Source organism: Candidatus Binataceae bacterium (genome assembly GCA_035294265.1).
GTDB lineage: Bacteria > Desulfobacterota > Binatia > Binatales > Binataceae > DATGLK01.
This window is the reverse complement of record DATGLK010000085.1, coordinates 82,540-95,061: the sequence shown is the minus strand read 5'-3', so window position 1 is coordinate 95,061 and position 12,522 is coordinate 82,540. Positions and strand designations below refer to the sequence as shown.

13 protein-coding genes are annotated in these 12,522 nt (G+C 60.8%); 6 read left to right on the top strand and 7 right to left on the bottom strand.

The genetic code is table 11. The annotated features are described in order from the left end of the window. The 6 genes from VKV28_13760 to VKV28_13735 all read right to left on the bottom strand — a co-directional run. Window positions 1-483 (bottom strand): NAD(P)-dependent oxidoreductase (locus VKV28_13760; GenBank protein ID HLH77864.1); only part of this gene is annotated, 483 nt, incomplete at its 3' end. Between the two features lie 7 nt (window positions 484-490). Continuing rightward, the gene (locus VKV28_13755; GenBank protein ID HLH77863.1) at window positions 491-1,663 is read right to left on the bottom strand and encodes an alanine--glyoxylate aminotransferase family protein; all 1,173 of its coding nucleotides are present in this window, start codon (window positions 1,661-1,663) and stop codon (window positions 491-493) included. A gap of 162 nt (window positions 1,664-1,825) precedes the next feature. Further along, window positions 1,826-2,740 carry a polysaccharide deacetylase family protein gene (locus tag VKV28_13750; GenBank protein HLH77862.1) on the bottom strand — a complete coding sequence of 305 codons (915 nt, stop codon included), beginning with the start codon at window positions 2,738-2,740 and terminating at the stop codon, window positions 1,826-1,828. Between the two features lie 55 nt (window positions 2,741-2,795). Further along, window positions 2,796-3,764 (bottom strand): NAD-dependent epimerase/dehydratase family protein, encoded by a 969-nt coding sequence (locus VKV28_13745; protein HLH77861.1) that lies wholly within the window; start codon window positions 3,762-3,764, stop codon window positions 2,796-2,798. A 10-nt stretch (window positions 3,765-3,774) separates the two neighbouring features. Next, on the bottom strand, window positions 3,775-4,731 hold the full coding sequence (locus tag VKV28_13740; protein ID HLH77860.1) for a formyltransferase family protein: 957 nt from the start codon (window positions 4,729-4,731) through the stop codon (window positions 3,775-3,777). Between the two features lie 11 nt (window positions 4,732-4,742). Beyond that, window positions 4,743-5,678: a glycosyltransferase gene (locus VKV28_13735; GenBank protein HLH77859.1), complete on the bottom strand. Its 936-nt coding sequence runs from the start codon at window positions 5,676-5,678 to the stop codon at window positions 4,743-4,745. Between the two features lie 196 nt (window positions 5,679-5,874). On the opposite strand from VKV28_13735, the gene VKV28_13730 reads away from it, so the two are divergent. From VKV28_13730 to VKV28_13705, 6 genes are all read left to right on the top strand, one after another. Next, window positions 5,875-7,557, top strand: a complete 1,683-nt coding sequence (locus tag VKV28_13730; GenBank protein ID HLH77858.1) for a glycosyltransferase family 39 protein — start codon at window positions 5,875-5,877, stop codon at window positions 7,555-7,557. A 122-nt stretch (window positions 7,558-7,679) separates the two neighbouring features. Continuing rightward, window positions 7,680-8,141, top strand: coding sequence for a helix-turn-helix transcriptional regulator (locus tag VKV28_13725; GenBank protein HLH77857.1), 462 nt, complete (start codon window positions 7,680-7,682; stop codon window positions 8,139-8,141). Window positions 8,142-8,322: 181 nt separating this feature from the next. Continuing rightward, complete coding sequence (locus VKV28_13720; protein HLH77856.1) at window positions 8,323-8,799, top strand: Hsp20/alpha crystallin family protein; 477 nt, start codon at window positions 8,323-8,325, stop codon at window positions 8,797-8,799. A gap of 120 nt (window positions 8,800-8,919) precedes the next feature. Then, on the top strand, window positions 8,920-9,954 hold the full coding sequence (locus tag VKV28_13715; protein HLH77855.1) for a DUF4921 family protein: 1,035 nt from the start codon (window positions 8,920-8,922) through the stop codon (window positions 9,952-9,954). After that, entirely contained in the window at window positions 9,951-10,703 is a 753-nt protein-coding gene (locus tag VKV28_13710; protein HLH77854.1) for a 2OG-Fe(II) oxygenase, read from the top strand. The genes VKV28_13715 and VKV28_13710 overlap by 4 nt, the downstream gene beginning before the upstream one ends. Window positions 10,704-10,727: 24 nt before the next feature. Continuing rightward, complete coding sequence (locus VKV28_13705) at window positions 10,728-11,066, top strand: phage holin family protein (GenBank protein HLH77853.1); 339 nt, start codon at window positions 10,728-10,730, stop codon at window positions 11,064-11,066. 203 nt (window positions 11,067-11,269) lie between these two features. On the opposite strand, the gene VKV28_13700 is transcribed toward VKV28_13705, so the two are convergent. Next, window positions 11,270-12,499, bottom strand: coding sequence for an ATP-grasp domain-containing protein (locus VKV28_13700; GenBank protein ID HLH77852.1), 1,230 nt, complete (start codon window positions 12,497-12,499; stop codon window positions 11,270-11,272). Window positions 12,500-12,522 lie beyond the last annotated feature (23 nt).

The window sequence follows — 12,522 nt, the reverse complement described above, 5'->3', positions numbered from 1 at the left end:
GCGATCGGCTACGATCCGGCCGATGTTGCCCAAGCCGACCACGCCCAGCACCTTGTTGCAGACTTCGGTGCCGACGAATTTGTTGCGCTCCCATTTGCCCGCCTTCATCGAGGCGTCGGCCGCCGGGATGTGGCGGGCCAGTGCCATCAGCATCGAGATCGTGTGCTCGGCGGTGGTCACGCTGTTGCCCAGCGGGCTGTTCATCACCACCACCCCGCGCCGGGTGGCGGCGGGCAGGTCCACGTTGTCGACTCCGACCCCGGCACGTCCCACCACCTTTAGATTGGTGGCCGCCTCAATCACCTCGCGCGTAACTTTGGTGGCGCTACGCACTACCAGGGCGTGGTAGGGTCCGATGATCTGGGCTAGTTCGAGCGGCTTCAGCCCCACTTTGACGTCGACTTGAAGCTCGGGATAGTGGCGCAGCGCCTCGACCCCTTCGGGGGCCAGCGAATCACTGACCAGAACGCGATAGTTTGCCATCGTCAACTCAGGCCGCGGCCGCGGTGCGAACCTGGGTCTGGGCGATGCGCGTCTGAGCCGCGGCGACTGCGCGCCCTAGCTCGAAGCGATAACCCTCGCGTGCCAGCCCCATCTCCATCGCGCCGACCGCGATTAGAATTTCCAGGGGAGTTACGTAACCCATGTGCCCGATGCGCAGCAGCTTGCCGCTCATATGATCTTGACCGCCCTGGGCGACCACGCCCAGAGTGTCGCGCATGTAGCGGACAACCTTGGAGCTGTTGATCGACTCTGGCACCAGAAGCCCGGTCACCCCGGGGGCCGGATGGTCGGGGGCAAGTAATTTCAGTCCGATTGCCGCGGCGGCCGCGCGGGTAGCCTCGGCCATCACCCGGTGGCGTTCGAAGACCGCATCCAAGGTTTCGCGCTCGATCAGTTCCAGGCTCTTGTTGAGCCCGCAGATAAGCGACACCGCCGGCGTGTAGGCGGTGGTATGCTCATCGACCTGGGCTTTGCGCTCGCGGAACAGATCGAAGTAGTAACCCCGAGTACGATTGCCCTTGGCTTTCTCCCAGGCTCGCGGTGACAGGGCCACCATCGCCAGCCCTGGCGGCAGCATCAGGGCCTTCTGACTCCCGGTTACCATCACGTCGACGCCCCAGGCGTCCATCTCCTGGGCGAAGACCCCCACCGAGGTAATCCCGTCTACCAACAGCATCACGTCGCGTTTGCGGGTGATCGCGGCGATTTCGGCCACCGGATGTAGAGCACAGGTGGAAGTTTCGCTGGCCTGGATGAGGACCGCACGAATTTCGGGATGTTCGCCCAGGGCGCGCTCGATCTGCTCTGGCTCGACTGCACGGCCCCATTCGACCTTGAGTTCGTGCCCTTTCATCCCGAAGGCACTCAGCAGCTTGCCCCAGCGCTCGCCAAATTTGCCCCCGTTGACGAACAACGCGGCTTCGCCGGGTGCCAGCACGTTAACCACCGCCGCTTCCATCCCGCCGGTGCCTGACGCCGCCAGCAGGATTACCTCTTGGCGGGTTCCCATCAGCGGCTTCATCCGTTCGCGCGCCTGATCGAGGATCGCGCTGAACTGGGGGGTGCGATGGTGGAGGATGGGGTGCGCCATCTCCAGCAGCACTTCGGGGGGTATTTGGGTGGGGCCAGGTGAATAGAGAAAATTTTTCAGTGGCAGCACTTTGCTTCCTACAGCTAGATTACGGCGTCACGTGAGCAGACACGGATTCAGGCGAGCGAGCGTCGCGGCGCGTGCGTGCGGCAGGCGTCAGTGCGTGTCATGCGGTCGCCATTGGCGGCTTGAATACAGCTTCATTTTGGATAACCGAGGCTTGACGATGAGTCAAGCTGAGGTGTTCAAGGGTTCGTTCTGGGCCGCAATCCAACCTGCCCGCCCGGAAATTTCCCGCCGCACGACCGCGCAGACGGGTAGCTCCGCCGCTACCAGACGCTGGGCGATTTCGTCCAGCCGCACGAACTGCGCGCCGTTGGCCTTGAGTTCCCGGACCAGGTGGGTGAAGCTTTCCAACTGCCCCATGCCTTCGGTCTCGGCATGAACGGTGTGGACGTTGAGACCATCGGGAATAAGCCGATCTTGGTAAAAGCGGGTCAAGGCGGCAGGCGAGCGCAAGCCCGCACGTCCCATTACTTCGTCCAAGGTGGGCAAGGTCGTGGGAATCTCCGGAGTGGTCAGGACGGTTTCGCCCAAAGCTACGCGATAGGGGCTGCGGCCGCGAGTATCGCTACGGTATAGCAGCTTGAGTTCGTCAAGCAGGCGCAAGGCGACCTCGTTGGTGCGCCAGCCGGGGGCGGCAAAGGCCCGCGGCGGCTGGCCCATGATTGCGCGAAAGGCCTCCCACGCGTCAAACAGCTCTTGGCGCAAACCGCTTTCTCCCAACCGGTCGATGTTGTCCTGCCAGCGCACGTGGTCGTAGCCGTGAACGCCGACCTCGAAGCCGCTCAGCGCCAACTGGCGGAGCAGTTCGGGGAAGGCCAGGGCGATCGGGCGGGCGGGTAGCAGGGTGCCCGAGAGGATCGTGCGCCAGCCATACATAGCGGGGGCGCGGGTGCGCCACATCTTGCGCAAAAAGCCCCGGTTGCGGAAGGCCCGGGCCAGCGCGCGCCCGGAGTTGTCGGGACCCATCGAGATATAGAAACTGGCCCGCAGCCCCTCGGCGACCAACAACTCGGCTAGGCGTGGCACGCCCACGCGTAGACCGTCGTGGGTATCCACGTCGACTTTGAGCGCAATTTCCATTATGTCCGGATGTTAGACCATCGGGACCAGGGCTGACCGCGCTTACTGACTGCGCTTAACGAGTTTCCTGCTCCTGGCGAAACCAAGCGATGGTTTTGGCTAGTCCCTCGCGCAACTCCACCTTAGGTTCGATCCCAAGTAGGGTGCGCATTTTGCTGGCGTCAGGCACGCGGCGCGGAATGTCTTCGTAACTGTTGCCATAAACCTCTTCCTGCTTGACGAAGCGGATTTTGCAGCCGCTGGGACCGTACAGTTCCAGCATCAGACGAGCGAATTCCAACACCGAGGTCTCGACCTCGGTGCCGATGTTAATAGCCTGCCCGTCGGCTTCGGGCCGCAAACCCGCCTGCATCGTGGCCGCGATCGCATCGCTGACGTAGGTAAAGCAGCGAGTCTGCTTCCCGTCACCGACCACGGTCAGATCGGTGCCGCGCAGCAACTGGCCCATGAAAATCGTAAACAGCCGACCCACGTCGAGGCGATCCAAGCGCGGTCCATAGACGTTGAAATAGCGTACTACCGTCACCGGCAGCCCCAGCTTGTGATAGGCGAAGCAAAAATGCTCGCCTACGGCCTTGGAGGTGGAATAGCACCAGCGATCCACAGTGGTCGCGCCCAGCACGCGGTCGTCATCCTCGCGCCAGGGAACTTTGGGATTGCGTCCGTAAACTTCGGAGGTCGAACTGAAAACCACCCTTTTGTTATATTTATAGGCAGCCTTGAGCACATTCTGGGTGCCATTGACGTTGACGTTAAGAGTCTCGTACGGATCTCCTACGTAATGTTCCACGCCTACGACGGCGGCCAAATGGTAGATTAGGTCGGATTTGGAGATCAGGCCGTCGAGCAGCTCCAGGTTGAAGACCGAGTCGTGAATATAATGGAAGCGGGGGTTGTTCAACAAATGGCGCACTTTGAGCGTGGAGCCGGTGTCGAGGACGAAGACCTCGTCGCCCCGTGCGATAAAACCATCGGTCAGGTGCGAGCCCAGGAAACCGGCGCCGCCGGTAATCAAAATCCGCATGTCTCTTTTCCTATTGGAGTTGAGCGGTGGCGGCAATCGGTTGAGCCAAAACCGCCGCTGCTTCCTGCTCATCTTGGCCGGCCATCTGCAGCCGTATCAATTTAACGCTGCCCGCTCCCGCCGCGATTTCCATCGTGCCATCGCCGTTGCGGGCCAGGATCGCCCCGGGTGGGCCAAGGCTGCCGTGCTCGCTCCCAATGGCGGCCCGCCACAGCCATAAGCGCCGTCCGCCCCACATGCAGAAGGCGCCGGGATAGGGATGGGTCAGTGCGCGCACCATGTTATAGATGCGCCGCGCCGGCCAACGCCAATCGATCTTGCCGTCTTCCGGCGTGCGGCGGCCGAAATAGCTGCCCGCCTGCAGATCCTGTTGATAACGCGGCGCGCGCCCGGCCGCGATCAAAGGATGGTAGGTGCGGACCAACCCAGCCCCCCGCGGAATCAATTTGCGGTAGAGATCCAAGGCGGTGTCGCTATCGTCAATCACAACAGCTTCCTGCGCCACGATATCGCCCGCATCGGCGCGCGCCACCATGTGGTGGAGGGTTACCCCAGTCTCTTGCTCGCCATTGATCAGAACCCAGTTGACCGGGACCCGGCCGCGATAGGCCGGTAGTTTCGAGAGGTGCAGGTTGAAGGCGCCCAGCGGCGCCAAGGCCAAGGCTGCGGCCGGGAGCAGCCGGCGATAATTGAAGGAATAGATCACGGCTGGCGCCATCTCCGCCAGCCGGGCCACGCCGCCTTGGTCCATCGCGACATCGACATAGACCGGGACGCGATGCTGGCGGGCCAGTTGCGCGCACGAGTGCCACCAGATTTCCTCGTCGGCGGCGTCGGCATGAGTAAACAGCGCTGCTATCGGCGCGCCCAACTCAATCAATGCTTGCAAACAGACGTAACCCAATTCGTGGTAGGCGAACACCACGCAAGCGGGATTGCGGGAGGAATCAGCCGCGGGTCGGGACAAGCCGCTGGGGCTCACGAGTCGACCGGGAAGCGCCCTTCATGCACCGCGCGGACCAGATAGGTCGGTCTGCGCCGGACCTCCTGGTAAATCCGCCCGATGTATTCGCCCAGCAGGCCCAGGGCCAAAAAGAGCAGGCCGACAAAAAAGAACAGCACTGCAAACAGGGTCCACATCGCACCTTCCTGCTGGGGCCCGTAGATTAATCGATGAGCCAGCAACAGGGCTGCGAACAGCATTCCCACCACCGCAATCAGGATTCCGGTCAGGCTGACGACTTGAATTGGGAGCAGGGAGAAGCCAGTCACCAGATTGAGGCTGAGTTGAGCCAATTTGAGGAGATTATACTTCGATTCGCCTCCCGACCGTTGGTCGTGATCGACCTCGATTTCCGCCACTCGCTTGGCGAAGCTGTTGGCCAGGGCGGGAATGAAGGCCGCCTTTTCGTCGCAATCGATCACGGTATCGACGATGTGACGGCGATAGGCCCGCAGCATGCAGCCGTAATCGTGCATCGGTACGCCCACGATCAGCGAAGTGACCCGATTATGCAGGCGCGAAGCGAAACGGCGGTAGGCATGGTCCTGGCGCTCGGCCCGCCAGCCGCCGACCACGTCGTTGCCGGCCGCGACCGCCTTCAGCAAGCGTGGGATCTCCTCGGGGGGATTTTGCAAGTCACCGTCGAGGGTGACCACCACATCGCCGCGGCACTCGCGGAACCCCGCCAGCAGGGCCGCATGTTGGCCGAAATTGCGCGCCAGCTCGACGACCCGCACCCGCTCACAGCGTCCCGCGATCTCACTGAGCAGTGCCAGCGAATCGTCGCTGGAGCCGTCGTCGATAAAGATGATTTCCCACTCGTAGGGGAGCCCTTGCGCTACCGGTAGCAGGCGCTGCCAAAGCTTTTCCAGGTTGGCGCTCTCGTTAAAGATCGGGATTACCACGGACACCGCCGTAATGTCGGAGTTGCGCGCGGGCTGGAGCGATGGATTGGGGCGACTCAAGGGCGTTTCAAACGGTTTGCAAAGGCATTTTGCCAGACCTCGCGGCTTTATTAAAGCTCTGCCAGGTACCCCCTTTGCCCATCGACCTTGCCAACCCCCGAGAGTTGATTCGCCGGCAGGGGGCCCCTAACAATGGGTTCCCGTGAAGTGGCCTAGCCCAAGGGTTCGCCTGCTCCTGTGCGCCCTTCTCACCGCGCTGCTCTATTTACCCGGGCTAGGGCGACCGGCGCTCTGGGAACCCGATGAGGGGCGTTACGCCGAGATCGGGCGGGAGATGTTGCTGCGTGCCGACTTCGTTAGCCCGCGCGACGATTGGGTACGCTACTTCGAAAAACCGCCCCTGATGTACTGGGTCACCGCCGCCAGCATCCGGCTGTTGGGCCCCAACGAAACTGCGGTGCGGCTGCCGGTAGTCCTGGCCAGCATCGCACAGGTCGTCATCACCATGGCGCTGGCGCAGCAGATGTTCGATCCGCTCAGCGGCGCGCTAGCGGCGCTGTGCTTAGCGCTCAGTCCCATTTTCTTTGGCTTCAGCCGCTTTCTCACTCTCGACCCGCCGCTGGCATTCTCGATTACGGCGGCGTTGGCCATCTTTTATAGCACGGTGGATGGCCTGCCCGCGCCGCGGGCGCGCCGAGCGCTATACCTGGTGGCCGTAATGGTTGCCGTGGGTACGCTTATCAAAGGGCCTGTCGCGCTGGTGCTGGTCGGCGCGGTGGCCGGGCTTTACCTACTATCAAGCGGGCGTGGGGAGCGGCTACGGCAGATTCCCTGGCTGGGATGCGTAATACTCTACCTGGGACTCACACTGCCGTGGTTCGTTTTGGTCACAGTTCGCAATCCCGGCTTTTTGCGGTTTTTCTTGATTCACGAACATCTGCAGCGCTATGCGGTTAGTACCGAGCACGCCTGGGGCCCTTATTTCTTTCTTCTCGTGTTGCTCGCCGGGATGTGGCCCTGGATCGCGTTCGTGCCTATCGCTTTCAGCGCGCCGCCGCCCTCGGCGAGCTCCGGGCGCGCACCCGTTCTTTTCAATGTGCTGTGGTTCGGCGTAGTCCTGCTCTTTTTTTCTATCCCGCGCTCCAAGCTGGGCTCCTATATCTTGCCCGCCGTTCCTGCGCTGGCGATTTTGGCAGGTTTGGGTTTGAGCACTTTGTTGCGAGGCCCGCTGGCGCGTCTGCGCTGGTGGTTCGGGAGTATCGCGCTGATTGACGCGATTACGGCCGCGGCTGCGCTCTTGGTTGTACCGAAAATGGCGGCGGCGCGGGCGTTTCCCGACCTGCTTTTCGACCTCAAGCTAGGATTGATTGGCGCGGTCGGCGGAAGCGTGCTGGCCACCCTGACCTGCTGGCCTTGGCGCCAGGCTTGGCCAGCCGAGATGAAGTCGGGCAGCCCCGGCCGTGCCCTGATCGCCACCGGCTTGCTGGGGTTGGGGATGGTGGTGGCGCTGGGCGCGGCCATGAAAGCGCGCCAGTACGGCGAATCGTATCGGGGCTTGGCGCGGCAGATCGCGGCAGCCAAGTTGGGATCCGATTGCGTGCTGGCCTCCTACCGCCATATCGAGCAGTCCTTGCCCTTTTACCTCAAGCGACGAGAGGTATTGGTTGGCTTTCGCGGCGAATTGGCGCCCTTTAGCTCGGGCGCGGATGCCAAAGGCAGCTTTCTCGACAACGACTCGGCGCTGGCCACGCTTTGGCACTCGGGGCGTTGCGTAGTATTGGTAATCAATCGCGGGGATTTGAGCCGCATCCTGCCGCAACTTGGGCCGCTCTCGCGCCCTGTAGCGGCGGAGGGTAAGAAAATTGCTCTGGTCAACCGCAAGTGAAGTTAATCTAGCAGCTTAATTCCTCTTGAATTATAAAAAAAAAATATGGCACATATAAGAGGAAATTTAGGGCGCTTCCGAGCGCGAGCGAAACAATTAGCGCCGGCGAGAAAAGCGGTCTCATGGACCCGAGGGGCGAGCAAAACGCCAACCCAGGCTTTAGGGCTGGCATCAGGGATCATACTCCAGCCAATTTTGCGAGCGGCGACACCGAACAACTTGGGGCCAATCTGGTAAGGGCACGCCAAGCTCGTAACTTGACCTTGGATGAGGCGGCCAGCCAAATCCGCGTTCCTGCCAAATACTTAAGTATGATCGAGGCCAGCGACTACGGGTCGATTTCCGACGCGCTTTACCTCTTGCCCTATGTGCGTAGCTACGTTGGCCTGTTGCAGCTTGACTCCGATCTGATGGCGGCCAAGTTCGTCCAGGAAGTGCAGCGGGCTGAGGTCGCCGCCGCAGCCACCGCGCCGTTGCCCCCGGCCAAAGAAGAAAGTGGCGGGCACAGCCGCGGTTGGTTTACCACTGCGGCGCTGCTTCTGTTCGTGGTCGCGGCGCTTTATCTGGCCACTCAGCGCTTCTAGTCATCGGCATGATTTAAGAGCTTGTGCTTTTTGGTCTCGCCACTAACCTGAAATTGTAAGCAGTGTGAATTTGGCCATCCGGCCAGGATTGTTGCCACTGTCGGGCTTGGTCGCTTGCCAAAGCGCGCTGAGTGCTTAAATTTGCGGTGAAGCCTTCAATCATTAGAAGGAGGTTAGAACGATGGCCAGGGCAATTCAGGGTTGGTCGCCGTTTCGTGAATTGGACCGCTTTCGGCGGGATTTTGACGATGTCTTCAATCGGTTTTTCGGCAGCGCGGGAGCGCCTGCGGCGGAGTTTATTGGAGCTCCGGCGATCGAGTCGTTCGTGGAGAACGACAAAATGGTAATTCGCGCCGATTTGCCTGGTATCGATCCAAAAGACGTCGAGGTGAGCGTGACCGGCAACACTCTGACTTTGCGCGGTTCGCGGGAAAGTCGCCAAGAGGACAAGGAGCGCGATTTTCTCCATCGCGAGATCAGCTATGGCTCCTTCGAGCGCAGCCTGACGTTGCCTAACGGGATCAAAACCGAGGATATCAAGGCCAACTACCATAACGGCGTGCTCGAGTTGACGGTACCGATGCCCAAGGAGCTGACTTCGCGCAAGGTGCCAATCCAGGTAGGCGAAGCCAGTCGTCCTAGCTTGGAAAAGAAATAGGCCAAGGCAAGCTTGTTCAGTCGCCTAACAAGACGGGAAGCTTGATGCGCTTCCCGTTTTTGTTGTGAAAAAGGCCCAAGTTGAAATCTGATCGGGGGGCTGGGTAAAGATAAAGGCCTGATGCTGGAATACGAAATGCGCGCGGGTGGGTTGGCCTGGGTCCGAAATCCGATTTCCGGCGTGGTCTCCTATGTCGCCGATCTGCAGGACAAGAATTTCGCCTATACCCTGGGTACCCAGCTCAGTGTGAGCGCACCACTTGATCCAGCCGCGATGCGCCAGGCCGTGGCGGACTGTCCGTTTTGCCCCGGCAACGAGGAGCGCACCTTTCCACCTGAGGTCATGCGATTGACACCAGCGCAGTTACCGTCGTGGGACGGGGCAGGGCAACCGGAGTGGGTATTGCGCGCGTTTAGAAATCTTTTTCCTCGGATTCCGCCGGAGTTGACCGGGGAGCGCAACGAATCCTACCTGGTGGTCGAGGACCCGCGCCATTTTCTCGATCTCGCCCGCGACCACGCCGACCTCATGTACACCGGCGCGCTGGCAGCTTCGCAATTTGTGGCAATCATCCGGATGTGCGCCGCCATCGGGGCGATGGCGCGGGCCAATCCCGCGGTACGCTCGGTAGTTGTCCGCAAAAATCAGGGACGTGAGTCGGGCGCCTCGCAGCCCCACGTCCATCAGCAGATTATCGGCGCGCCGGTAGACCTACCGGTGCTGGCCGCCGAGCGGGCCGCGATGGGGGCCAACCCACGCCTGTTCGAGGAAATGGCGGATTTGGCCGAGCGCTGCGGCCTGATGCTAGAGCGCGACCGGGAGCTGGCGGTCTATCTGAGTCCGGTGGGGACGTTTCCTCATTCCTATGACGTGGTAATGCCCGGCTGGGCTCAGACGATGGATCAAATGCCTGAGACGATGTTGGAGCGTTTCGCCCGCGCCCTCCATCAAGTGCTCGCTCTGGTCGGCGCGCAGCCGCTGGATTACGAAATCCATCAGGCCGAGAATTTGCCTTTGCACGCTCATGTTAACGTGCGTCGCTTCCCTTATTCCAACGTCGCCGGCACCTTGGTATTGCCCAAACGAATGCTGGAGAGCGTGGCGGCCTTCCAGCGTGCGCGCTATCGGCGCCAAGGCGCGCCCCTGCCGGCATGAAGGCCAATTCGGAGCCAAACCCCACCGTCCTGCTTGAGAGCTGGGAGATTACCAAGCGGGTTGCGCGATTGGATTGGGACAGCCTATTGCGCGTGTTAGCAGAGCAGGGCTTTGTGGTGACGCCACCTATTATCGAGCAGGAGCACTGTGCGGCTTTGAGCGGGCTGTGGGAGGACAGTGCGCGCTTTCGCAAGCAGATTGACATGGCGCGTCAGGGCTTCGGTCTAGGGAGCTACAAATATTTTGCCGCGCCGCTACCCGATACGGTGCAAGCACTGCGCACGGCCTTGTACGCTAGGTTGCTGCCGGTCGCCAATCGCTGGCAGCGCGAACTGGGTTTGACACAGCAATTTCCCGCGGCGCTCGATGATTTCATCGCGCTCTGCCATCGGCACGGGCAGACTCGCCCCACGCCTCTGCTGCTGCGTTATGAAACCGCTGGCTACAATTGCCTGCATCAAGACCTGTACGGCGAGGTGGTGTTCCCGCTGCAGGCCACCGTGCTGCTCTCGTGCCCCGAACGCGACTATCGCGGCGGCGAATTTCTTCTGCTCGAGGACCGTCCCCGCGCCCAAGCCCGCGGCTGGTCGCTGCCGCTGAGCCAGGGCAGCGCGATTATCTTTGCTTCGGCCCGCCGCCCTCGGCCCGGCCGGCGTGGTTACTACCGTGTCCGGATGCGCCATGGTGTGAGCCCGCTACACGAAGGGGTGCGGTTCACCCTGGGGCTGATTTTTCACGACGCCCGCTGAGCTTGCGAGCAAAGGAGCCGGGCGATGGTACACGACAAAGGCCAGGCGAGCTGGCCGGTGCTGGCCGCTCGCGCTCTGGACGACATGCTGCGGATTGTGCAGGCCGAACTACGGCTGGCGGAAACCCGCCTCAAGAGCATCCTCGAGCGCCAGATCGCAATCTTCGCCACCAGCCTCCTGGCGATCGGATTTTGCCTGATTGGTGGGGTAATGTTGTTGGCCGCTCTGGTGTTGCTGCTAATCCGCGTGATGCCGCCGTGGGCCGCGCTGGCGGCGGCCGGCTTGGCCTCGATCGCTTGCGGCTGGCTGGCGCGCCTGGCAGTCGGCTCCATCCACAGCCGAGAACGTCGCCGCTCCACGTGATATCGCCCTCAACTTTGGCCCCCGCCCCATACATCCGGCTAAAAGCGGTCGAAGGCGCGTCCGTTAAGACGCTGTCTACTGCGCACAACCAGTGGCTGTCGGCCGGGGCGATTGGATCAGAACCTATTATTTGGTCGGTTCTTTACACTGAGTATCCACGATTCGGTATAAAGAGTGACGGTGTTTACCAAGAAGCGTAAGCCTTAGAGCCCGTCGCCAAGGCTTTTGTGCTCTGTAGTTGAAGTATGTCCCGGAGCCGACACAGGCCTCTGCAGCCATGCCCAGAGACTTGCCTGCTCGAGACGGCGGCGCATCAAGCGCCGCCAGCCCGCGCGGACAAATGTACTACCATCGCTCCAAGTGAACTCAGACTTCACTCGAGGGTCCAGGGTGTCACGGATAAACCCAAATACGCGCGTTGGATGTGCCCGAATCAGGCGCACTTCCTTGGCTATGCGATGATAGTAAACGTTTTCGCGATAACTTAGGTTCGGCTCTATCTTGGCTCCCGACACTAATCCCCGGTAGGCAGACAACAAATCCACCCCAGCATGAATCGACAGTTCAAAGCTACCCCAAATGCGCGGATTGACTTCGATAAACCAAAACTGTTCGTCGTCGTAACTTTTAATAAACTCCACATGGCCTAGCCCCGAGTAGTTGAGCGCTGAAAATACCTTTATTGCAACTTCGACTAGGCCCTGCGGGCGCTGCGTAATGCCCCTCACCGTGACCCCGCCGTTGGCTGGATAGGTCAGTAGCTTGCGGTGTGCGCACAGTCGCAGAGCTTGACCGTGATCGAACAATCCTCCCACAGAATAAGCGATACCACGAATAAACTGCTGCACGGCAGGCTTGCCACCGTACTCCAATTCGGCCTGCTTCACCTCCTGATAACTGGTCTGAAGAGAGCTTGGTTCAGTGACGATTCGAACATTGCGAGCTGATTCGCCTCGTTCTCCCTTAATTAGTAAGGGGAAGCCGATCTCCTCAGCGGCGTAACGCAGTTCCTGGTCACTGCGGGGGACAATCGTTCGCGGTACGTTGATTCCGGCACGTCTCAAATAATCTGTTGTCCTGTTTTTACTCAACACAATCTCCAATATAGCAGGTTCGGGCAGCAACAATCCCCGCCAGTGCTCGGTTAGTTCAAGTTTCAACAAGGTTTCCAAGACATCCTCGCTACAGACGTAGACCTGGTCGAAACGCTTGTGCTCGAAGGCCAAAGTCTGCAGCGGTGCGGCTAGCGGTTGGCCAAGTGGTGGAGCAGCCCGGCGAGAGACCGGAAAGCGCGAAAAAAAAGCCGGCGTATCGGGCCTGGCGAATATTTCGACCTCGCATCCATACGCGGCTAACCGACGACAGATCGATAAAGCCAACATGCCGCCCGGATCCAGAATCAAAGCTCGACTAGGTATCTGAGTTGCAACCATCACATCCTCCTAACCGCGCAGGC